Annotated in this window: 24 protein-coding genes; 20 read left to right on the top strand and 4 right to left on the bottom strand. The window is 32.4% G+C overall.

Going from position 1 to position 21,198, the window contains the following annotated elements; translation table 11 throughout:
* Positions 1–120 precede the first annotated feature (120 nt).
* The 10 genes from purR (at position 121) to AC1RPN_RS06210 (ending at position 8,948) form a co-directional block, all read left to right on the top strand.
* Entirely contained in the window at positions 121–951 is an 831-nt protein-coding gene (gene purR, locus AC1RPN_RS06165; RefSeq protein WP_409021938.1) for a pur operon repressor, read from the top strand.
* Between the two features lie 201 nt (positions 952–1,152).
* Positions 1,153–2,544 carry a bifunctional UDP-N-acetylglucosamine diphosphorylase/glucosamine-1-phosphate N-acetyltransferase GlmU gene (glmU, locus tag AC1RPN_RS06170; protein ID WP_481761788.1) on the top strand — a complete coding sequence of 464 codons (1,392 nt, stop codon included), beginning with the start codon at positions 1,153–1,155 and terminating at the stop codon, positions 2,542–2,544.
* Between the two features lie 90 nt (positions 2,545–2,634).
* Positions 2,635–3,612: a ribose-phosphate diphosphokinase gene (locus AC1RPN_RS06175; protein ID WP_481761787.1), complete on the top strand. Its 978-nt coding sequence runs from the start codon at positions 2,635–2,637 to the stop codon at positions 3,610–3,612.
* A gap of 487 nt (positions 3,613–4,099) precedes the next feature.
* Positions 4,100–4,513: a hypothetical protein gene (locus AC1RPN_RS06180; RefSeq protein ID WP_481761786.1), complete on the top strand. Its 414-nt coding sequence runs from the start codon at positions 4,100–4,102 to the stop codon at positions 4,511–4,513.
* Positions 4,514–4,571: 58 nt separating this feature from the next.
* Positions 4,572–5,381: a hypothetical protein gene (locus AC1RPN_RS06185; protein ID WP_481762192.1), complete on the top strand. Its 810-nt coding sequence runs from the start codon at positions 4,572–4,574 to the stop codon at positions 5,379–5,381.
* Positions 5,368–6,066 carry a hypothetical protein gene (locus AC1RPN_RS06190; protein ID WP_481761784.1) on the top strand — a complete coding sequence of 233 codons (699 nt, stop codon included), beginning with the start codon at positions 5,368–5,370 and terminating at the stop codon, positions 6,064–6,066. The genes AC1RPN_RS06185 and AC1RPN_RS06190 overlap by 14 nt, the downstream gene beginning before the upstream one ends.
* Entirely contained in the window at positions 6,030–6,725 is a 696-nt protein-coding gene (locus AC1RPN_RS06195; protein WP_481761783.1) for a hypothetical protein, read from the top strand. Before AC1RPN_RS06190 ends, AC1RPN_RS06195 begins: the two co-directional genes overlap by 37 nt.
* 31 nt (positions 6,726–6,756) lie before the next feature.
* Positions 6,757–7,380, top strand: coding sequence for an ATP-binding cassette domain-containing protein (locus AC1RPN_RS06200; protein WP_481763396.1), 624 nt, complete (start codon positions 6,757–6,759; stop codon positions 7,378–7,380).
* Complete coding sequence (locus tag AC1RPN_RS06205) at positions 7,377–7,892, top strand: hypothetical protein (RefSeq protein WP_481761781.1); 516 nt, start codon at positions 7,377–7,379, stop codon at positions 7,890–7,892. Before AC1RPN_RS06200 ends, AC1RPN_RS06205 begins: the two co-directional genes overlap by 4 nt.
* Before the next feature lie 891 nt (positions 7,893–8,783).
* Complete coding sequence (locus tag AC1RPN_RS06210) at positions 8,784–8,948, top strand: hypothetical protein (RefSeq protein WP_481761780.1); 165 nt, start codon at positions 8,784–8,786, stop codon at positions 8,946–8,948.
* A gap of 729 nt (positions 8,949–9,677) precedes the next feature.
* Here AC1RPN_RS06210 and mscL read toward each other — a convergent pair.
* A complete protein-coding gene (gene mscL, locus AC1RPN_RS06215; RefSeq protein WP_409021944.1) occupies positions 9,678–10,127 on the bottom strand; it encodes a large conductance mechanosensitive channel protein MscL in 450 nt (149 codons plus the stop codon).
* 144 nt (positions 10,128–10,271) lie between these two features.
* Between mscL and AC1RPN_RS06220 the strand changes: the two genes are divergently transcribed.
* A complete protein-coding gene (locus AC1RPN_RS06220) occupies positions 10,272–10,628 on the top strand; it encodes a DUF3899 domain-containing protein (RefSeq protein ID WP_481761779.1) in 357 nt (118 codons plus the stop codon).
* A 17-nt stretch (positions 10,629–10,645) separates the two neighbouring features.
* Positions 10,646–10,804: a hypothetical protein gene (locus AC1RPN_RS06225; RefSeq protein WP_481761778.1), complete on the top strand. Its 159-nt coding sequence runs from the start codon at positions 10,646–10,648 to the stop codon at positions 10,802–10,804.
* Between the two features lie 59 nt (positions 10,805–10,863).
* Here AC1RPN_RS06225 and yidA read toward each other — a convergent pair whose 3' ends face one another.
* A complete protein-coding gene (yidA, locus tag AC1RPN_RS06230) occupies positions 10,864–11,679 on the bottom strand; it encodes a sugar-phosphatase (protein WP_409021948.1) in 816 nt (271 codons plus the stop codon).
* A complete protein-coding gene (locus tag AC1RPN_RS06235; RefSeq protein WP_481761777.1) occupies positions 11,669–13,036 on the bottom strand; it encodes an HD domain-containing protein in 1,368 nt (455 codons plus the stop codon). Before AC1RPN_RS06235 ends, yidA begins: the two co-directional genes overlap by 11 nt.
* Before the next feature lie 168 nt (positions 13,037–13,204).
* On the opposite strand from AC1RPN_RS06235, the gene AC1RPN_RS06240 reads away from it, so the two are divergent.
* The 8 genes from AC1RPN_RS06240 to AC1RPN_RS06275 all read left to right on the top strand — a co-directional run bounded on the left by AC1RPN_RS06240 (position 13,205) and on the right by AC1RPN_RS06275 (position 20,341).
* A complete protein-coding gene (locus AC1RPN_RS06240) occupies positions 13,205–13,645 on the top strand; it encodes a YwiB family protein (RefSeq protein ID WP_481761776.1) in 441 nt (146 codons plus the stop codon).
* Positions 13,646–13,689: 44 nt separating this feature from the next.
* The gene (gene rpoE / locus AC1RPN_RS06245; protein ID WP_481761775.1) at positions 13,690–14,286 is read left to right on the top strand and encodes a DNA-directed RNA polymerase subunit delta; all 597 of its coding nucleotides are present in this window, start codon (positions 13,690–13,692) and stop codon (positions 14,284–14,286) included.
* Positions 14,287–14,506: 220 nt separating this feature from the next.
* Positions 14,507–16,099, top strand: coding sequence for a CTP synthase (locus tag AC1RPN_RS06250; protein ID WP_481761774.1), 1,593 nt, complete (start codon positions 14,507–14,509; stop codon positions 16,097–16,099).
* Positions 16,100–16,215: 116 nt separating this feature from the next.
* Positions 16,216–16,587, top strand: a complete 372-nt coding sequence (locus tag AC1RPN_RS06255; RefSeq protein WP_481761773.1) for a GntR family transcriptional regulator — start codon at positions 16,216–16,218, stop codon at positions 16,585–16,587.
* Positions 16,588–16,589: 2 nt separating this feature from the next.
* Positions 16,590–17,483, top strand: coding sequence for an ATP-binding cassette domain-containing protein (locus AC1RPN_RS06260; RefSeq protein WP_481761772.1), 894 nt, complete (start codon positions 16,590–16,592; stop codon positions 17,481–17,483).
* Positions 17,483–18,529, top strand: coding sequence for a hypothetical protein (locus tag AC1RPN_RS06265; RefSeq protein WP_481761771.1), 1,047 nt, complete (start codon positions 17,483–17,485; stop codon positions 18,527–18,529). Before AC1RPN_RS06260 ends, AC1RPN_RS06265 begins: the two co-directional genes overlap by 1 nt.
* A 145-nt stretch (positions 18,530–18,674) precedes the next feature.
* Positions 18,675–19,571, top strand: a complete 897-nt coding sequence (locus AC1RPN_RS06270; RefSeq protein ID WP_481761806.1) for an ABC transporter ATP-binding protein — start codon at positions 18,675–18,677, stop codon at positions 19,569–19,571.
* Positions 19,571–20,341 (top strand): ABC transporter permease, encoded by a 771-nt coding sequence (locus AC1RPN_RS06275; RefSeq protein WP_481761770.1) that lies wholly within the window; start codon positions 19,571–19,573, stop codon positions 20,339–20,341. The genes AC1RPN_RS06270 and AC1RPN_RS06275 overlap by 1 nt, the downstream gene beginning before the upstream one ends.
* Before the next feature lie 78 nt (positions 20,342–20,419).
* On the opposite strand, the gene AC1RPN_RS06280 is transcribed toward AC1RPN_RS06275, so the two are convergent.
* Positions 20,420–21,103 (bottom strand): metallophosphoesterase, encoded by a 684-nt coding sequence (locus tag AC1RPN_RS06280; RefSeq protein WP_481761769.1) that lies wholly within the window; start codon positions 21,101–21,103, stop codon positions 20,420–20,422.
* Positions 21,104–21,198 lie beyond the last annotated feature (95 nt).

Consider the following 21,198-nt stretch of genomic DNA (forward strand, 5'->3'; position numbering starts at 1 on the left):
AAAAACCGAACGTTAATAATTATATTTTGGCATTTTACTGTTATTATTCGGTAAAACGGGTTATAATGAAAATCACACTTTGAATACTAGATATGTTTAAAAGAAAGGCCTGATATATATATGAAAACAAGAAGAAGCGATCGATTAATTGATATGACTCGTTATTTGCTAGAAAGACCACATACGTTGGTTTCTTTGACGTATTTCTCAAAACGCTATGAATCAGCTAAATCATCAATCAGTGAAGATCTTGCGATTGTAAAACGTACAGTTAGAGAGCGAGGCACGGGAACGCTAGAAACAATTCCTGGCGCAGCTGGCGGTGCACGTTTTATTCCATCTATTGATGAAGCAGAAGCACGTGAATTTATTGAATCAATGACTGAGGAGTTATCAGAAAAAGATCGGTTATTACCTGGTGGCTATGTCTATCTATCTGATTTACTTGGCCGTCCTGACGTTTTACGTCAAGTAGGACGCTTGATTGCAACAGAGTACTTAGACCAAAAAATTGATGCCGTTATGACAGTTGCAACTAAAGGTGTACCCATCGCACAAAGTGTCTCAACATTTTTGAATGTGCCATTTGTTATTGTGCGTCGCGATTCAAAAATTACCGAGGGTTCAACCGTTAGTGTTAACTATGTATCTGGCTCGAGTGAACGTATTGAAAAAATGGAATTATCAAAGCGTAGTTTAAAACGTGGTGCTAACGTATTAATCGTAGATGATTTCATGAAGGGTGGCGGCACAGTTAACGGAATGAAGAGTTTAATCGAAGAGTTTGAAGCAAACTTAGTCGGTATTTCCGTTTTCGCTGAGGGCGCCTTTAGTGGTGACCGAATTGTTGATGATTATAGTTCATTGTTAAAAGTTGATGAAATTAATCATACAGACAAAACCATTCATGTTAGTGAAGGAAATTATTTAACAAAAACATTTAAAAAATAAAAAGTTAATAGATAATTTATATGAAAACTTAATGTTAAATTTAACATTAAGTTTTTTTTAGAAAATTCCAATAATAATTTAAAATCAAGTGTTTTTTAATTTCGAATAAAGTAAGCATATTTATTCGAAATCTTGCAACGCATACGGGTTTAAGCTATTATTAAGGTAGAATATTAGAATATAATTGGAGGAGACTATCTAATGACAGTTGCTAAATATGCCATTATTCTTGCTGCCGGTAAAGGTACAAGAATGAAATCTAAACTATATAAAGTGTTACATCCGATTGCTGGGCGTCCAATGGTTGACCACGTTTTATCGGAAATTGAAGCAAATAATATGGATGAAGTTGTTACTATTGTGGGACATGGTGCTGAGCAGGTTGAAGAAACGTTAGGCAATCGCTCAGAATATGTTCTTCAAGCAGAACAATTGGGAACTGGTCATGCTGTCCTTCAAGCAGAAAAAATCTTAAAAGATAAAGAGGGTATGACCATTATTGCTAATGGTGATACACCGTTACTTACTGCCAAAACATTTGGTGAATTATTTGAATATCATAAAGAAAAAGGTGCTGCTGCAACTGTTCTAACAGCACAAGCAGAAGATCCAACGGGTTACGGTCGAATTATTCGTAATGATATTGGGATTGTTGAAAAAATTGTTGAACAAAAAGATGCCACAATTCAAGAAGCTAATGTTCAAGAAATTAACACAGGTGTGTACTGTTTTGATAATAAAACTTTATTTGAAGCTTTACATGAAGTAACAAATGATAATGCACAAGGTGAATATTACTTAACTGACGTTATGGAAATTCTTAAAAAACAAGGTAAGATAGTCGCAGCTTACCGCATGAAAGATTTCTCTGAATCAATGGGTGTAAATGATCGTGTGGCTTTATCTGCTGCAACTAAAGTTATGCAACGCCGGATTAACGAAAAACATATGCGCAATGGTGTGACTTTAGTTGATCCTGAGACGACTTACATCGAATATAATGTTAAAATTGGTTCAGATACAATTGTAGAACCAGGCGTTTACTTAAAAGGTAATACAGTCATTGGTGAAGATTGTGTCATTGGTGCTCATTCTGAAATTATTGATAGTATTATTCATGATAAGGTAACTGTTACGTCATCATATCTTGAAGATTCTGAAATGGAAACAATGAGTAACATTGGACCATACAGTCACTTACGTCCTCAAGCACATATTGGTGAAGCTGCTCATATCGGTAATTTTGTAGAAATTAAAAATGCAACTATCGGTAAGAGTACTAAAGTTGGTCATTTGACTTATGTCGGGGATGCCACTTTAGGTAAAGATATTAATGTCGGCTGCGGCGTCGTTTTTGTTAATTATGATGGCGTTAATAAACACCATACCAACATTGGTGATCATTCATTTATTGGTAGTGGATCTAATGTAGTTGCACCACTAGAAGTTGGTGATCATGTATTTATCGCTGCCGGATCAACAATTACAGATAATATTGATTCACACGATATGGGTATTGCTCGTGGTCGTCAAGTGAATAAAAAAGGTTATTTTGACAAATTACCAGTAGCTCATGCACCAGAAATTGATTAGTAAGCGAATTCTTATCGGATTTTAACTTGCAATTTACTTGATTAATATTTAAAATTTTAAGTAGGGAAAATTAAATAACTGGAGGCACATATGTCAGAACATTATTTTGATCCAAAGTTGAAAATTTTTGCTTTGAACTCGAATAAACCATTGGCTGAAAAAATTGCTGATGCTGTTGGTGTTAAATTAGGTAAAACCTCTGTAGATCGCTTTAGTGATGGTGAAATCAGAATTAATATTGAAGAAAGTATTCGTGGAGATCATGTTTACATTGTTCAATCAACATCTGCACCCGTCAATGACAATATTATGGAATTATTAATTATGATTGATGCTTTGCGTCGCGCAAGTGCTAAATCAATTAATGTCGTTATTCCTTACTATGGTTATGCTCGTCAAGATCGTAAAGCACGTTCACGGGAACCAATTACAGCAAAATTAGTTGCTGACATGTTAGAAAAAGCTGGTGCAACAAGAATTTTAGCGCTTGATTTGCATGCTGCTCAAATTCAAGGATTCTTTGATATCCCAGTTGATCATTTAATGGGTGCACCTTTATTAGCTGACTACTTCTTAACCGAAGGATTAGATAAAGATTCTGTTGTCGTTTCACCTGATCATGGTGGAGTGACACGTGCTCGTAAATTAGCAGAATTCTTGAAAGCACCTATTGCAATTATTGATAAACGTCGTCCTAAAGCTAACGTTGCTGAAGTGATGAACATTATTGGTACCGTTGAAGGCAAACGTTGTATCTTAATTGATGATATGGTTGATACGGCAGGAACAATTACGCTTGCTGCTCAGGCTTTAATGGATGCCGGTGCAACTGAAGTGTACGCAAGTGCAACTCATCCGGTTTTATCAGGTCCAGCTGTTGAAAGAATTGCAAAATCACCTATTAAGCAATTTATCGTAACAGATTCAATTCAGTTACCTGAAGATAAGAAAATTGATAAATTAGTTCAAATTTCAGTGGGTCAATTAATTGGGGATGCAATCACGAGAATTCATGAAAACAAACCAGTTAGTCCATTATTTAAAAATCGTTTCCATAATGAAAAATAAAGTTAAGAAAGTTAGATAACTAATGTTGTCTAACTTTTTTTGTATCCAAATTTAGGACATAAAAAAACCGTCAGTCCAGGGAGACTGACGGAAAAAGGGAGTAGAGATAATTAATTTCAGGGGAGAAATTAGTTATGAGTTAGATTAATTTATTCGGGGAAATAAATTAAAATTTAAAAGTTATTAATTAAGGTATGAAGTTATAATAACAAGTAGTTGTGAAGAAAATGTGACGTAAAAAGGAAGAAAGTTCTTCTCGTAGTTAGTACGTTAGAGTAGTAAGCAGTCTGTTTACTTGAATATCTTAGGACTTAATAGATCTTACTAAGAATGATAAACAACATTAAAGTGATTTTTTATTAATATTAGCATTAATTTTATATTATATATAAATTATAAAAGTCTTTTTTAACTTGAATATTATTGTTTTGAGTTAATTATTTATATATAATATTAAATGCGTAAGGGAGAATTTTAAGGAGTTTTTATGAAAAAATTAATGTCATTTATTTTAGTTGCAATATGTGTTTTTGGTATAGCAATTTTAAGTTCAGATCGTGTAGAGGCTAACAATCCGAATTATGTTCATCTTGCTAATAGATGGAATGATCCTTGGGACGAAACTTATAGAATTCAAAAGTGGAGTAAAACTGCGTATGAATTAAACATCAAAAAGATATCGGGAAAAATACGTGTGGAAGCTTGGGGACACTCTTATAAGGCTGGTCGTACAGGAAATGTATCTGTTTCTAAAGGAAAAAAATATGTTATTAAATCTAAAGGACAGACAAAATTAACTAATTATTTAGTAGAGTGGTATGGAACAGGAAACAATGCATATATTGTAAATAGTATTCATGCATATGGTAGTGCTGATGGTAATTGGAAACCTGATAGATAAGAAGAAATAATGTGCTCTCTTACGCATTATATTAAAATAAAAGATTGGTGTGAAAAAAATGAATTCTTATTGGCTGTCGCGTATGGCGAAGAAACAATATTTTTATGGCATATTAGTGGGTTTTGCTTTAATAGTAGTTCACGTGTCTATGGATATGTTACCTAATAGGACTTATCTAGATGGTTCTAATTTAACTTTTACTGTGATTACAACATGGATAGGTATAGGTGGTACTGGTAGCGATTTTTCAGCTTTATTTTATTTGTTATTACCTTTATTTTCAGTGATTGGTTTGAATCTAATTGTCTTCGAGGATAAACAAACAGGTTTTATTAAACAATATGTACAAAAAAAGGGAATTATTAATTATTCTATTCATTCATTTAGCTTAAGCTTTATTTCAGGATTTTTGATTGGGATACTACCTTTATTATTGGATTTATTAGTAGCATGGTGTTTATTCCCTAATCAACCATTAGATGCTGTATTAAATAATAATCTGGGACTTGCATCGAATTCAACATATTTTATGAAGGACCTTTTCCAGCAATCATATACGGGGATTTTATTTTATATTTTACTTGCAGGTTTGTTCGCAGGTGTTTTTTCTGTAGTTGCCGCGAGTGTTAGTTTATATGTAAAAACAATTTATAGTGTGGTTAGTTTTAGTTTTTTACTGTGCTTATTTATAAGTGTTTTAGCTGCTGTATTTCCTTTTTATCTTGCTGCACCTTTGTCGCTTCCTATGGTAGGAGGACCCGCGGAGGGCCTACCTCCTTTATCATTTATTATGGGGATTTTGTTTTTGGTTCTCATTGTAGCTTATCTTTTTAATTTTATGGGAGTAAAACGTAATGCGATTATTTAAAATATATTTAAAAACTAAACGGTCTCGTGACTGGGTAATAGATATTCTTACGTTCTGTTTATTAATTATTTTATCTCTTTTTGAATATTATTTATTTTTAGGTAATGAAAAGAATAGTTCCTTTATTGACGTAGTCCAAGGAGGACTACAAAATAGTTTAAATATTGAAAATATAATGATTCTTTTCTTTCCAATATTGATATTATTACCCTTTCAGGGTTCTAAATTTCCAATTATGTATTATATAAGAAAACCTTTTTCTTTTTTGAGAGTACAAGTGAATTACTTTTATGCCATATATATTTGTGCATTTGTTATCTCTGGAATCCTTTTTTTAATTTTAAATAAGGATAATTTAAAATATAATATAAATGGCTATCAGCTAGTTACAATGGTTATTTATTTTATCGCAATGTATGTTTTTTATAATTTAATAGCGTCCTTTTATTGCCTCACAGGAAATAAAATTATATCGTTATTTTTAATTTATGGTTATTATCAATTAGAAATATTTTTGAACGAAAGAGGGATTAGATTGTTTTTTAATCATGGCATAATCAGTCTTGGATATAGTGTTAACACGTTATATTTAATTCAAAATATATTCTTTATACTACTCTTTTTTATTATTTTGGAGGTTTTTCAAAGATGGATTTTATCAAAAAAAGAATACTCTATAAATTGAAGTTTTTCAGTATCTTAGTTTTTAGAAATATTTATTTAACGATTTATTATTCTAAATGGCGTACGGTGCTCATTTTTATTATGCTAACGATGATGATCATATTGTGCAAAAGAGATCAAGTGAGTGGTATGACGAGCTTACTATATGGTGCTTCGTTAGATACTGAGGGAGAATCTTTTCCTTTATTTTGGTTCATCTTTGTGATTTCTCCAGCATTAGCTATTGGAAATTCACAAATGTTACTATGGAAATCAGATTTTAAAATTCTACATAATATTGGATATAAAAATTATTTATTTAGCAATTTATTGATGTTAGGAATTTATAATAGTTTTTTTTATTTTTTGATAGTGATTATAAACGGTTTTGGTATCTCACATTTAGCTTTCTATAGTTATCTATTTATATTTAGTTTCACCTATCTTGTATTGTTATCAACAGCGTCATTTTTATTAGATGATTTTATACTACCCTTAATAGGGAGTTTAGCAGTCATAATATTAGATGTTTATATTTCTCACATATCCATTATAGACGCAACAATGCTCTCTAGATTTAACCCTAATCATAATTCGGTTAACATTATAATTTTATTAACGATTATATTGAGTTGCATCATTATCTCACTTATAAAAATTAAAGATATTGATTTTATTTAAAGAAAGTAGTGTAAAAATGAAAATAATAGAGTTGAAAAACATTTCCAAAAGAATTAAGCAAAAAGATATTTTAGTAGATATCAATTTATCAATTGAAGAAGGAATCGTTTGTGGATTCAGTGGGCCAAATGGTGCTGGGAAATCCATGATATTTAATACGATTATTGGGTTTGTAAAGCCTACTGAAGGTGAAGTTTGGGTTAATGGAAAATATATCAGAGTAGATGAACTTTTTTCAAGCAGCATTGCTTTTTCTATGGATAGTATTGGTATGTTAGAAGATTTTTCAGTTCTTAAAAACTTGGACTTAATTAATCAACTAAATAGTCATAAAATGACTAAGAATGAATTGAACGAAATGGTAACTTATGTTGGACTAGATCCTAATGATAAGCGTGCGATTAAACACTATTCATTAGGAATGAAGAAAAGGGCCTCAATTGCTTGTTGTTTAATCAATGATGCACCTATTTTAATATTAGATGAACCTAGTAATGCACTAGACGATAGTGGAAAAGACTTTTTGCGTCAGTTAATTATCGATCAAAAAGCAGCAGGGAAAACAATCCTTATTTCTAATCATGATAGTGTTTTCTTAAACGAAGTGAGTGATAAAATCATTCACATTTCAGAAGGTAGAGTTATTCTAAAATGAAAAATAAAAATTCGTGGAAACTAAGTCAGAGAGGATTACTTATTTTGGGAGGCATCTGCTTACTAGCAAGCGCTGTATGGTTATGGAATGCTCATGCAGCAGTAACCGAACAATATAAAAACAGTCAAATTAAGAATGTGTTTGTAACATCTAATCATCAAAAAATAGTAAATGAAAAATTTGTATTTACTAAAATCAAGCATCACGTCACTAAAGACTCAGACGAAGCTTACTACAATGACAGTATTGATGTCGATATTGAATCAAAAAAAGATGGTGACTTTCCACTCGGAGGGCTATTTGTTATGAATAGTTCTTATGATGTGACCCAATCTGATATGCTTAATGAAAAAGGTGAATCTGATTCTTCGCTGCATGTCGGGATAAATCATAAGACTTTAAAAGCAATTATTAGAAAAGGCTCTGGTAATCGTTCTTTTAATTTAGTGTTTTTAACTTCGTCCAAACCAGGTACTAATATAAAATATATCTATCAAAGTGATTTTAAGTGAATATCACTAGGTAAATTAAATTAATTTAGACAGTCCCGGCAGGTAATGCTAGGGCTGTTTTTTACTATTCTTAAAGTATTCAAATTCAACATAAAAAACCGTCAGTCCGGGGAGACTGACGGAAAAAGGGAGTAGAGATAATTAATTTCAGGGGAGAAATTAGTTATGAGTTAGATTAATTTATTCGGGGAAATAAATTAAAATTTAAAAGTTATTAATTAAGGTATGAAGTTATCATAACAAGTAGTTGTGAAGAAAATGTGACGTAAAAAGGATAAAATATGATTACTTTTTTTGTGGGGTGAAAGTATAGGATATATAATATTTTAGTAGTTTTTACATAAAGATTTTCTTAGAATAAAGCACTATTTGAGCTGATTATTAAATACAACTTTTCTACTACCCTTTAAAATTGATAAAGTGTATATTAAAAGGTAGTAAATATAGTTTAAGAAAGTGTTGCTATGGTTCTTTTAGCTCAAGAATTGTTAAATTATAACTTATAAGACTGTTTAAGGCTAGCAGAAGGTAAATGAAAATTAAAGATTCATTTGAATTGTTTGTAACCTATCAAGTCTATTCTATAATATTTTGATTGAATAAGGGTTGAATAATTAGTCAATTAATTAAAGGTGAAATAATTTATGGAATTAAGATACTTTATGAAGAGTCTAATTGAATAGGGAGTGATCCATATCCGGTACAAGATTATAATATTATATTAAAAAATTTAGAGAGCCTGACTTTGATTATGCAGGAGAGTTACCCAAAATATCTATGGCTTTTAGTACGTCTAGTACAGTAACTAGTGTTGGGGCAGAACTTGGGGTAACTTTAGTTACTATTTTCATAGTCTTTGTAGGTTCCTTAATAATATAGAAGGAGAAGAATATGATAGAATTTGAGATAAAAGTATTAATATTTTTATTAATTGGTACGCTTGTATTTATGATTTTAAAAATGCGGAAATATAAAAAAGAAATTACCGAACTTAATGATGTGGAAAAGAAGCAACAAGAACAAATAAGTAGATTAGAAGGGAAAAATAATGAATAGTTATGATCTAGTTTATCTTGTTATGCCTTTAGTATTATTTTGTATTTGGATTGCTTTCTACATTTACTTATGTGTATGTTTATATAAATATAAGAAAGCTAGACGAAAAGTAATAATTAGTTCTGCTAAACTTAATGAATTAACAACAAAAAAGATATTAGAACTAGAAAAAAAGTTAAAAAAATAGAATAAAAACTAATTAAAAAGAGAAGTAATCAGAAATCAATCTGGAGACTTCTCTTTTTAATTTATTATAGAGCTAATCGATTCTCAGAATAGTCTTGTGTCTAATCTGAGAATATAACCAATTAGGTTGGGCATTAAACTTAGACTTCAAACGTATATTTAATTAGAGACAGTACTCGTAATGTTAAAAAGGGGGACCAAAATAATCTTAGATTGTTATTTATTACTACAGATTATAACGCTTGAATATTATGATTTTATAGTCGATACACTTTAATTTTAAGGGTATAAAAAAACCGTCAGTCCGGGGAGACTGACGGAAAAAGGGAGTAGAGATAATTAATTTCAGGGGAGAAATTAGTTATGAGTTAAATTAATTTATTCGGGGAAATAAATTAAAATTTAAAAGTTATTAATTAAGGTATGAAGTTATCATAACAAGTAGTTGTGAAGAAAATGTGATGTAAAAAAGATAAAATATAAGTAAAATAAAAAAACTTGATTCCGATTAAAAATCAGAATCAAGTTTTTATTAATTATTATTTAGTCTTCTTTTGCAATTTTTTCTTCAATTTTTTTTGATGCTTCTCGAGGTAAGTCACTATCTCTTTCAGCTAGTAAGTTACGGATATCTTTTAAATATTCTTCTGTAGGTGTTAATGTCGTTTCTGAAGATTCTTCTTCCTTATCATTAGATCTACTTGTTGCATTTCTAAGTGCTGTGATTCCTTTAAGCAACATAAAGATAACAAAGGCTACGATTATAAAGTTAATGACATCGTCTAAAAATTGTCCGATTTTGAAAGTTGTATCACCAATTGTGAGAACGATCCCTGACAAGTCAACTTTACCGACGACAAGTGCAATGATAGGACCAATGATGTTAGTTGTGAAAGACTTAACGATTGTTGTAAATGCACCACCAATAATAACAGCGACTGCCAAATCCATCACATTTCCGCGAGTGATAAAATCTCTAAATTCTTTTAACATGTTTGATGAGTCTCCTTTAATTTGGTTAACTGTATCTTAAAGTATAACGGATTTTATAGGATAAGTGAACTGAAAATTGTGAGTTAATAGGTTTGAATGATATAATCAAAGCACAAATTAAAAGCGAGCGAGGAACTAACTATCATGAAACAGGCTAAAAGGAATGTCACATTTTTATTAAGTGTACTGGCAATCATTACTGCGATTATCTGGATCCGTGTTGGAGGGGATAGTTTTTCTTTATCTAATGTATATTTTTATATTGGCATTATATTAATTCTAGTCGGCATTATATTAATTTTGAGCCAAGCACAACTATTCGCTGGCTGGTTTAAACGACGAGATAAAGGTGAATCTAAAGAAGATTATAATGAACGTAAAATTGATGTTAAAAGTGTAGGAAGTAAAAAAAATCGTCCGCTTAAAATATCACCATTGATGCGTAGTTGTTTTATTGTTGGTGCATTATTGATTTTGATTGCTGTATTAGTGACTATTTAAACTAGGGAGATGATGTCATGAATATTTTTTTGGGTATTATCATCGTTTTGTGTTTTGCTGTAGGAGCATACTTTGTAGATGGTGGATTTGCAGAAAATGCTGGATCATTATATAAACAATTTAAGCAATCAAAGTTATCTTTTAGAGAATTTATGCGATTGTTGTTTAGAAGATAATTCGCCAAAAAAACGGACCTAACTTTGATTATTCAAAGTTAGGTCCGTTTTTAATTTATTTAATCAGCTAATGCATATTTTTGGATTGCTTTAGCAACACCTAACTCAACGTTAGTAGCAGTTACTGCTTGAGCATTATCTTTAACTTCTTGAATGGCGTTACCCATGGCAACACCTAGACCTGCTGCTTGGATCATTGATAAATCATTACCTTGATCACCAAGTGCCATAACCTCGTCTTTGGTGAAACCTAATTTATCAGCCAAGGACATAACGGCATTTCCCTTGCTGGCATTTTTGTTTAGGAGTTCTAAAAAGTAAGGTTCACTTTGAACGTAGTAATAATTATCGGTAATTTTTGCGGGTAATTCCTTAACGACACGTGTAATAACTTCAGGATAATCAATATACATCATTTTCGAAATGACGATATTCTTGTCCATTTCTTCAGGTTTTCGGAAACGAATAGGCATTTGAACTAAGAATGACTCTGCCACAGAATATTCACTGATATCAGCATTAGGTGTATACATTAATGCTTGATCTTCAGCATGAACATGGACGTTTAATTCACGACTTGTTTCTTCGATTATGTTGTAATCATTAATATCTAACGTATGATGAATTAAAACTTCACCAGAGCCTGAAACTTGAACTAAAGCACCGTTAAAAGTAATAACAAAATCATCATCTGATGTTAAACCGAGTTTTTCTAAGTATTTTGTAACGCCTGTTAAAGGACGTCCGGTACAAAGGACAACTTTGATGCCAGCAGCTTTAGCAGCTTTAATAGTAGTAATAGTTTCTGGGGCGATTTCTTTTTTATCATTAACGAGAGTACCGTCAATATCGATTGCGATTAATTTAATTGTCATGTTGTGTATTCTCCTTTGGGTTGATTAAAGTATCATTATTAAGATAAGTTCTAAATTGTGTATAAATGTCAGTGAATAAATCGTTCTCTGATTTTACTAATTCTCTTGGGAAGAAGAAACGACGGTCGCCTGATACTTTACCAGTAATAGAAGCAACGAGGTCACTGACGCTAGATAATTCAACAAGTGAACCATCTTCTTGAGCTAATTCGATTTGGGTGCGCGGCTTATCTTTGGTTGGATCATAGGCATCATAAGGTAAGTCGTAACTGTCATTTTCTGCCGTATAGTAGTCAGGTTGAAAGCCAGCTGATTCAATAAGACGTTCTAGAGTAGGTAATAAATCAACAGTCTCTTCATCAAATTTGATTGATTTAAATGGTTTGCGATCCAGGAAACGGACAGCTAAGTCACTTAAGATATTATCAGTATTTTGACGCCATTCCGTGAAGTAAGTGGTTAAAACACCGTCATCTAATTGTAAATAATCATCTAATGAAAATTCATTTTTAAAAAGTGGAATCAATAATTTTGGTGAATCCTCGGCACTTAAGCGATTATTTTCGTATAGGTATTTAGCCCGATTTAATAAATGACTTAAAATAACTTCCATTGATCTAGAAATAGGATGGAAATAAACTTGGACGTACATTTGGAATCGGCTGACAATATAATCTTCAACGGCATGCATCCCATTGATATCAAATGCAATCCCGCCTTTATAAGGACGCATCACACGTAAAATCCGAGTTAAGTCAAATGTACCATAATTTGTACCAGTGTAGTAAGAATCACGTAATAAGTAATCCATTCGATCAGCGTCTATTTGACTCGAAATCAATTGGACAACTTGTGGATTAGGGTACGTTTTTTGAATAACACTTGCCACTTTTTCTGGGAAATCAGCAGAAACTTTTGCTAAAACTTGATTAATCTCAGTTGATGGATCAGTTAAAATTTGAGCAGTGATAGCTTCGTGGTCCGTTTTGAAAATGTGCTCGAAAGTATGTGAGTATGGACCATGGCCGATATCGTGTAAAAGAGCAGCGCATAACGCCACTAATTTTTCGGAGTCGTCCCATAAACCGTCGCCAGCTTCTTTGCTTGGATAATTTCGTTGGAAATTATCGCAGATTCGACGTGTGATTTCATAAACACCCACGGAATGGGTGAAACGTGAATGTTCCGCTCCATGAAAAGTTAATGAAGTTGTACCGAGCTGTTTAATTCGGCGTAAACGTTGGAATTCTTTAGTATTAATTAAATCTAAAATAACTTGATGTTGCACATAAATGTAATCGTGAATAGGATCACGTAACACTTTTTCTCTAGCAAGTAACGGCGATTGTTCGAGCAATAGAATCCCTCCTCGAAAATTTAGATAGTAAATAAGTTCGTAATACTTCTATTATAACGAACATTCGTAATTTAGTCATGACATAATGATGATTATAGGTAACGACATTCATTTAAATCTAAGTTATAATACAGTGAAACGATAAGGTGAATGGAGGAATTAAGTTGTATGGCAATCACGTTAGATAAACAAATTGCGATCCATTTGGAAACAATTAAAACACAAGAAGGCGAAGTTGAACGCTATGTCATCGAAACAACGGGACAACTCGTTCGTTTAGGCGATGGGATGTATATCAGATATAAAGAAGAAGACGCAGAGTCTGGTAAAAAAAATCCAGTTACCTTTAAATTGCAAGATGATGGTGAAATTCAATTAACTCGAGAAACAGATGATATACGCACAAAATTAATTTTTTTAGCGCAAAAAAAAATTAATGGGGTTTATAAAACAGCGTATGGTCGTATTCCAATTGAAATTGAAACAACGCAATTAAAAAGTCAGTTAAATAGCCAACCAATTTCGGGATCACTTGATATTGATTATCGCTTAACAACAAGCGGTGAATTGTTGGGAGACTATAATATACGATTGCAATTTACGGCATAAAAATGTATGATTAAGAGTAGACTTTTGGAAAGGACGTGTGCTAGTTGGAGCTTAAACAATTCGATGGCCAAAACAAAGACGAGTTATCAATGATCGAGGTTGCTCACGCAATCTTATCGCAACATGGTGACGTCATGGGTTTTGCTGACTTAACTAATGAAATCCAAACATATCTTGGTAAAAATGATTTAGAAGTGAGAGATCGCTTATCACAATTTTACACAGATTTAAATGCTGATGGTAGCTTCATTTCACTTGGAGAGAACTTATGGGGATTACGTTCATGGTATCCCTTCGATTCAATCGATGAAGCTGTTGCTCATGTAGAAGATGAAGACGATGAAGATCGTCCTAAACGTAAAAAACGTAAGAAAGTTAATGCTTTCTTAGCAGATGCCGCTGATGATGATGACGTTATTGATTACAATGATGATGATCCTGAGGACGACGATTTAGATGCAACTTATGAAGATGACGACGAAGATGATGATGAAGATACAGAAATTAAAGGTTATGATAAAGATTTAGATGAAATAGCTGATAGTAATTCTGATGATGAAGAAGAATTACCAGAAGGTATTGAAGATCAATTATCTGAAATATCCGATGAAGATGCAGAAGACGACGAGGAAAATAATTAAAAGGACTTGACGATTTCGTCAAAACCCTGTAATATATTTTTTGGGCGCCTCGCAGGTATTTCTTGCGAGGACAAACGCACGGTTGATACAAGCTCCCTACACTGATTAGATTATTCTACTCGGCTTAGGGGGCTTGTTGTTTTTTATAGACATAATGAACAATAACTATCAGGCCACAAACACAGAATCCCCACAAAAATTAACCCAAAGGAGATTTATAATGACCAAATATATATTTGTTACAGGTGGCGTTGTTTCGTCAATTGGTAAAGGGATTGTTGCAGCATCTCTTGGCCGTTTATTAAAGAATAGAGGCTTGAAAGTTACTATTCAAAAGTTTGATCCTTATATCAATGTGGATCCAGGAACAATGAGTCCCTATCAACATGGGGAAGTTTTCGTAACTGATGATGGTACAGAGACTGATTTAGATCTTGGTCATTATGAACGTTTTATTGATATTAACTTAAATCAATATTCAAACGTAACGACTGGTAAAATTTATTCAGAAGTTTTACAAAAAGAACGTCGTGGTGATTATTTGGGTGCCACAGTTCAAGTTATACCACATATTACAAATACAATTAAAGAAAAAATTATGCGTGCTGGAACAACAACGGATTCTGATGTTGTAATTACTGAAATAGGTGGAACTGTTGGTGATATTGAATCATTGCCTTTCCTTGAAGCATTACGTCAAATGAAAGCTGATGTCGGTTCAGATAATGTTATTTATATTCATACAACATTGATTCCTTACCTAAAAGCTGCAGGTGAAATGAAAACGAAACCTACACAACATAGTGTTAAAGAATTACGCGGATTGGGTATTCAACCAGATATGTTGGTTGTTCGGACTGAAGAACATATCTCGCAAGATATGCGTAATAAATTAGCTAATTTCTGTGATGTTGAACCAGAAGCCGTTATTGAATCAATGGATGTTGATACATTATATACGATTCCTTTAGCGTTACAAAAACAAAAAATGGACCAAATCGTTGTTGATCATTTGAAATTAACAACACCAGAAGCAGATATGACTGAATGGCAAAAACTTGAAACACAAGTTTTAAATTTGAAGAAAACAATCAATATTGCGTTGGTTGGTAAATATGTTAAATTGCCAGATGCTTATATTTCTGTTGCCGAAGCATTGAAACATGCTGGATACACTGTTGATGCTGATGTTAAAATCACAATGGTTGATGCAGAAAAATTAGATGAAAGTAATATTGTTGAAACGTTGCAAGATGCTGATGGAATCATCGTTCCAGGAGGATTCGGTAATCGTGGACTTGAAGGGATGATTCTTTCAATTCAATATGCGCGTGAAAATAATGTTCCATTCTTAGGTGTTTGTCTTGGTATGCAAATGGCATGTATTGAATTTGCACGTAACGTTGTTGGGCTCCAAGGCGCACATTCAACTGAAGCTGTTCCAGAAACACCACATAACATTATCGACTTGATGACAGATCAAGAAGATGTTGAAGATATGGGTGGAACACAACGTCTTGGTTTATATCCATGTAAATTAAAACCAGGAACGGTAGCAGCTGCAGCTTATGATAATCAAGAAGTTATCCAAGAACGTCACCGTCATCGTTATGAATTTAATAACGAATACCGTGAACAACTTGCTGATAAAGGATTGGTTTTTGCTGGAACATCTCCAGATAATCGTTTAGTTGAAGTTGTTGAAATTCCTGAAAATAAATTCTTTGTGGCAGCTCAATACCATCCAGAATTTTTATCAAGACCACAACGTCCAGAAGGTTTATTCCAAGCCTTTGTGAACGCTACAGTTTAATAAATGTAATTGAAAGAGATAATAACAATTTGTTATTATCTCTTTTTTTATGTCTAAAAGGGTTGTATTTAATATGTGTACTATGTATTATAGTACACATGGATGAGGTGAGATAATTGCAAATTAATAAGACGAGTAGTAAACCGTTTTATGAACAATTGATATCAGGTATAAAAGAAGATATTTTTAAAGGAATTTTGCAGACAGAAGACAAGTTGCCGTCAGTTAGAGAAATGGCTAAAATTCATGAAATGAATCCAAATACGGTTAGTAAAGCGTATAAAGTTTTAGAATCACAGGATGTAATCGTGACAGTTAAAGGTCGAGGGACATATGTCAAAGCCAATAATGAGAGCAATCGCGATGAACGACAAATCCAAAAAAATCGTGAGGCATTGTTAGATACGATTAAAGAAGTGACCTATCTCGGTGTCCAAGAAGATGAGATTCAGGGTTGGGTTAAGTCGTATTTTGAAAAGGAGGACTAAGAATGGGATTTGAAATTAAAGGTTTATCAGAGAAAATTAGTGACAAAGAGATACTTAATGATATTAATATGTCTTTAGTCCCAGGGGAAATAGTGGGTCTAATTGGTCGTAATGGAGTTGGTAAAACAACCTTATTCAGATCAATTTCAGGCCAATACATACCAGATCAAGGTGATATTTTAATTGATGATCAATGGATGAAAGAAGATTCATCATTGAAGGAAAAACTCTTTTATTTAGATACACAGAATAATTTTTTAGACAGCTACACAATAGATAAGATTGTCGAATTCTATGAACTCGCTTATCAAACGTTTGATCGTCAAAAATATGATAATTGGGTCACAGAATACAACCTACCTAAACAAACAAAATATCGTCAATTTTCTAAAGGGATGCAAGGATTATTTAATATTATTTTGGCCTTTTCCACTGGTGCACCATATGTTATTTTAGATGAACCACTGGACGGGTTAGATGTAATTGTCCGTAAACAAGTTTTCCAAATTATTATTGATGCCGTTGCTGAAGACCAGCGAAGTGTACTTATTTCTTCACATAATTTAGAAGAATTAGATCGATTAATCGATCGCGCAATGGTTTTAAAAGATGGACATATTGTGAGTGATTATCGTTTGGAAGACACGCGTTCAGAATCACGAAAAGTTCAATTGGTGTTTAAATCAAAAGAAATTCCAGCTTTCATTAAAGAAAATAGCCGAGCAATGAGTATTCAAGGTCGTGTCGTCACTGTTTTATTTGAACACTATTCAGATGAAATTGAAGCTCAAATTGAAGCTGAAGATCCGGCATTATTCGAAGAATTACCGTTAACGTTGGAAGATTTATTCCGAGCAAGTCTTTCGGCTAAAGAAAATACCGGAGGTGGGAAGTAGTGACAGTTAATAGAAGATTGAATCAGATTATTTGGCAGAGATATAAGTGGATTGTTTTATCACTTGTTGCACTTATTGTGGTTGTTATGGGGTTTACACTACATAATTCGGTTGACACTACGGGAATAGACGCGGCCAATCTTACTTATACAGAGTTTGTTCAAAGTGAAAAAGATTCGGCAAAAGCGGATCATCGTAAAATAGGTTCAGTTAGCAGAGCAACATATGAAAAAAATAATATTAAAATAAAAGATGTAAGTATTCATGATGGTACATTTCAAAATGCAAAAACAGCACTAGTTATTTTTAGTCTGGGTGCTATCTTATTAGGGATATTTACTAATATGTATGATATGCAAACTAAATTTAATGAATTTATATTTTCAAGCTCATTTTCTAGAAAACGCATTTTCTTAAAAAAAATTGGTCTAATGTTACTACCTGCCTTACTTACTTTTATTGTAGGTTCAATTATAACAACATTTGTTGCTGATGTAGCTATCTCAGTAAGTAATCCAAATTTTATATCAGATAGAATGATACATTTATTCTTAGATAGTAGTCAATTGATTGCGCTATACAGTGTTGGCCTTGTGGTAGGTGTTTTAGTTCGTCGGGTTGTAGCATCTGTCGTCACTGCGTTGGGATTCACTGGCTCGGCCTTGATATGGTTTGCTTACTTTGAAGGATTCATTTTTGATCAAACGCAAGACATGTCTAATACTTATTATCTTGTACTAGGATTTATATACTTGATTGCTGGGTTATTGATGATAGTGATGGCAGTTCATTATTTCAACAAATTATCATTAGAACAGGATAGTCCTTATTTACAATTCGATTATTTAAAACTACCACTACTCATTTTTACAACGGCTTATATAGCTATTTTAATGGCTGTAGTTAATTATGATACAATTGGGGAAAAAATAGGATATGGCTTGATAAGCGGCTGTATTACAGTCATTGTTGCTTATATTGTTATTTATCGTCCACAAAATATTAGTCAAAAATTGCAACGTATTTTTTCGAAAAATAAAAAATAAAAGTAAAATGGCTACCTATTTCTCTAAGAATAGGTAGCCATTTTGACCTTACAGACTTGTTAGTATGTAATAAAAGGGAATTGTGCTAAACTACTGTTTATAGGAATGTAAAAGCAATTATTGGGAGGGATTCAATTTGAAAGAAATGTTAACAATAAACAATTTAACTAAAAGTTTCGGTAAAAAGGTAGTCCTCAAAGGTATTAATTTTACAATCGCAGAAGGTGAGATTGTTGGGCTTGTTGGTGCTAATGGCGCTGGTAAAACAACCATCATGAAATCAATTCTTGGATTATCAAATTACCAAACTGGAGAAATAACAATTGACGGTAAAATTGTATCAACAACTAGCCATCAAGGGTTAGAAGAAGTTGGTGCCTTAATTGAATATCCTGGTATCTATCCATTTTTAAGTGGCTATGATCATTTAAAATTATTCTCTGAAATCAATACCAAAGAAGAATTAGATGAAATTGTTGCTGATTTGCATATGACAGATTACATTAATCGTAAAGCTAAATCATATTCATTAGGAATGAAGCAAAAATTAGGAATTGCATTAGCTTTATTAAATAGACCAAGATTAATTATTTTAGATGAACCTATGAACGGATTAGATCCTCAAGCAACACGTGATGTCCGCGAACTTGTTTTAAAGTTATCTAAACGCGGGACAGCGTTCTTGATTTCAAGTCATATTTTAGGTGAATTAGAGAAAATTGTTGATCACTTTATTATTTTAAATGAAGGTAAAATAATGAAAGCAATGTCTACTACTGAATTAAGTGATAGTAGTAAGCGATATGTTTTACTAGAGACGACGTCAAACGAGCAAGCTAAAGTTCTTTTAAAGGCCGCTAATTATGAATTGGCAGTTGATCAAACAGTTAAAGTAAAGGTAGACGAACAAGATACTTTAGCAAATATTATCCAAGTGCTCTACGATAATAAAATTCAAATAAATGATGTACGTCATCAAGAACATGATATGGAAGAATCACTATTGAATTTATTAGATAGTAATGACGGAGGTAAGGCTTAATGTTAACTTTAGTTAAACAAGAATTATTTAAGTTAGGTAAAAAGAAATCTACAGCGATTATATCAGCGATATTACTTGTTTTTATTTTTGGGGTAGCACTTTTAACAAAAATATATAGTTCGATTTTCGATCCAGCAAGCATGGTACAAAGTGGATTTGGATCTATTCAATTAATTATTTTCATTTTAATTGCGTCAGCAAGTGTTATTATTGCTATGGAAACACAGTTTGGTACAATTAAGGATTTGCTTTATCGGAAATATTCACGTGGAGCTGTTTTAGCTAGTAAATGGCTTACAATATTAATCTATTCGATTTATTTGAATGTTTTAATATTCGTGGCTTCAATTATAGCTAAATTAGTGCTTTTACCAATGGTATCCTTGTCAGATAAAATAGATAACCAAACGATTGTTATGTCTTTAATAACAACGTTAGTGGGGAATTTTATTAGTACCTGGTTGATTTTAAGTTTGGTATTATTATTGGCTAGTATCTTTAGTAGTTCAGGTGCTTCGATTGCAGCTGGTATTGTTTTTTATTTCTTAACATCTATTTTATCAGGAATCCAAATGTTAGCTATTGCTAAATGGGATTGGATTAAATGGAATCCACTTAATATGATGAATTTAAGTAATCAGTGGGCAGACGGACAGGAGTTTGAAAAACTAACTCAATTAACGAATAACGAATTGATTATAGGTAATCTAGCTTATACGGCACTATTTTTATTTTTAGGTTATTTTGTTTTCAAACGTAAAAATGTTTAAAAAAAGTGTATCGTCAATTAATTTTTGACGATACACTTTTTTTGTCCAATAATTATGAGTAGCTTAAAATGACTATTACTAAAGATACAAGTCAAATACTGCAATCTGTGGAGGTACTAGGAATCGAGCTGAGATTCGAGATGTTCCAATACCACTATTAACATATAATTTTGTATTGTTCTTTAGTGTATAAAGGCCACTAGAGTAGCCACCATCTCCGTCATGATCAGATAATAATCCTTTATTAGTGAAAGGAATACGAATTTGGCCACCATGTGTGTGACCACTTAAAATTAAATCGACGGTATTAAATGAACCATTTGACAAACTAGGTTCATGAGCCATTAAAATATGGTACGTTGAATTGGATTTATCAGGAGCTACTGTCGTTTGGACATCGGGGATACCTAATTGAGAGTCATCTACACCACCCAACCAAATGGATGAATTTCCACCTACATTGATAGTCGTTGAACTATTTTTAAGGACAGTAAAACCACCTTGATTCATTACAGTAGTGTAAACTCTGGCTGCACCGCCACCGTAATCTTTATTTCCATATACTGCGTATTTTCCATAGGTTGATTTAATTTCACTTAGTTTTTGAACAATAGCTGTTACGGGATGGTATTGATTGTAATTGCTGAATAAATCACCTGTAAATAAGACCAAATCTGGTTTTTCTTGATTGATTTTATTAACAATTTTTCCGAAATTTTCAGGTGTATAATCATCTGCTATTTCGACATCACTAATTTGCACAATTTTAAGTTTCTTTTTAGTAGTATCTGCCTTATTTAAAGCAATATTTTTAACGACAACGCGGTAAGGCTCTATTTTAAATGCGTAAAAGGTAC

It is taken from the genome of Dellaglioa sp. CoH-57-MRSF-20, assembly GCF_056781955.1.

Coding starts and splice junctions, on each gene's coding strand:
- AC1RPN_RS06220 (WP_481761779.1), top strand. CDS start 10,272: ATGAAACAGGCTAAAAGGAATGTCACATTTTTATTAAGTGTACTGGCA.
- AC1RPN_RS06195 (WP_481761783.1), top strand. CDS start 6,030: ATGGATTTTATCAAAAAAAGAATACTCTATAAATTGAAGTTTTTCAGT.
- yidA (WP_409021948.1), bottom strand. CDS start 11,679: ATGACAATTAAATTAATCGCAATCGATATTGACGGTACTCTCGTTAAT.
- mscL (WP_409021944.1), bottom strand. CDS start 10,127: ATGTTAAAAGAATTTAGAGATTTTATCACTCGCGGAAATGTGATGGAT.
- AC1RPN_RS06275 (WP_481761770.1), top strand. CDS start 19,571: ATGTTAACTTTAGTTAAACAAGAATTATTTAAGTTAGGTAAAAAGAAA.
- AC1RPN_RS06185 (WP_481762192.1), top strand. CDS start 4,572: ATGAATTCTTATTGGCTGTCGCGTATGGCGAAGAAACAATATTTTTAT.
- AC1RPN_RS06180 (WP_481761786.1), top strand. CDS start 4,100: ATGAAAAAATTAATGTCATTTATTTTAGTTGCAATATGTGTTTTTGGT.
- AC1RPN_RS06205 (WP_481761781.1), top strand. CDS start 7,377: ATGAAAAATAAAAATTCGTGGAAACTAAGTCAGAGAGGATTACTTATT.
- AC1RPN_RS06270 (WP_481761806.1), top strand. CDS start 18,675: ATGTTAACAATAAACAATTTAACTAAAAGTTTCGGTAAAAAGGTAGTC.
- AC1RPN_RS06250 (WP_481761774.1), top strand. CDS start 14,507: ATGACCAAATATATATTTGTTACAGGTGGCGTTGTTTCGTCAATTGGT.
- AC1RPN_RS06225 (WP_481761778.1), top strand. CDS start 10,646: ATGAATATTTTTTTGGGTATTATCATCGTTTTGTGTTTTGCTGTAGGA.
- glmU (WP_481761788.1), top strand. CDS start 1,153: ATGACAGTTGCTAAATATGCCATTATTCTTGCTGCCGGTAAAGGTACA.
- purR (WP_409021938.1), top strand. CDS start 121: ATGAAAACAAGAAGAAGCGATCGATTAATTGATATGACTCGTTATTTG.
- AC1RPN_RS06260 (WP_481761772.1), top strand. CDS start 16,590: ATGGGATTTGAAATTAAAGGTTTATCAGAGAAAATTAGTGACAAAGAG.
- AC1RPN_RS06190 (WP_481761784.1), top strand. CDS start 5,368: ATGCGATTATTTAAAATATATTTAAAAACTAAACGGTCTCGTGACTGG.
- AC1RPN_RS06240 (WP_481761776.1), top strand. CDS start 13,205: ATGGCAATCACGTTAGATAAACAAATTGCGATCCATTTGGAAACAATT.
- AC1RPN_RS06175 (WP_481761787.1), top strand. CDS start 2,635: ATGTCAGAACATTATTTTGATCCAAAGTTGAAAATTTTTGCTTTGAAC.
- AC1RPN_RS06210 (WP_481761780.1), top strand. CDS start 8,784: ATGATAGAATTTGAGATAAAAGTATTAATATTTTTATTAATTGGTACG.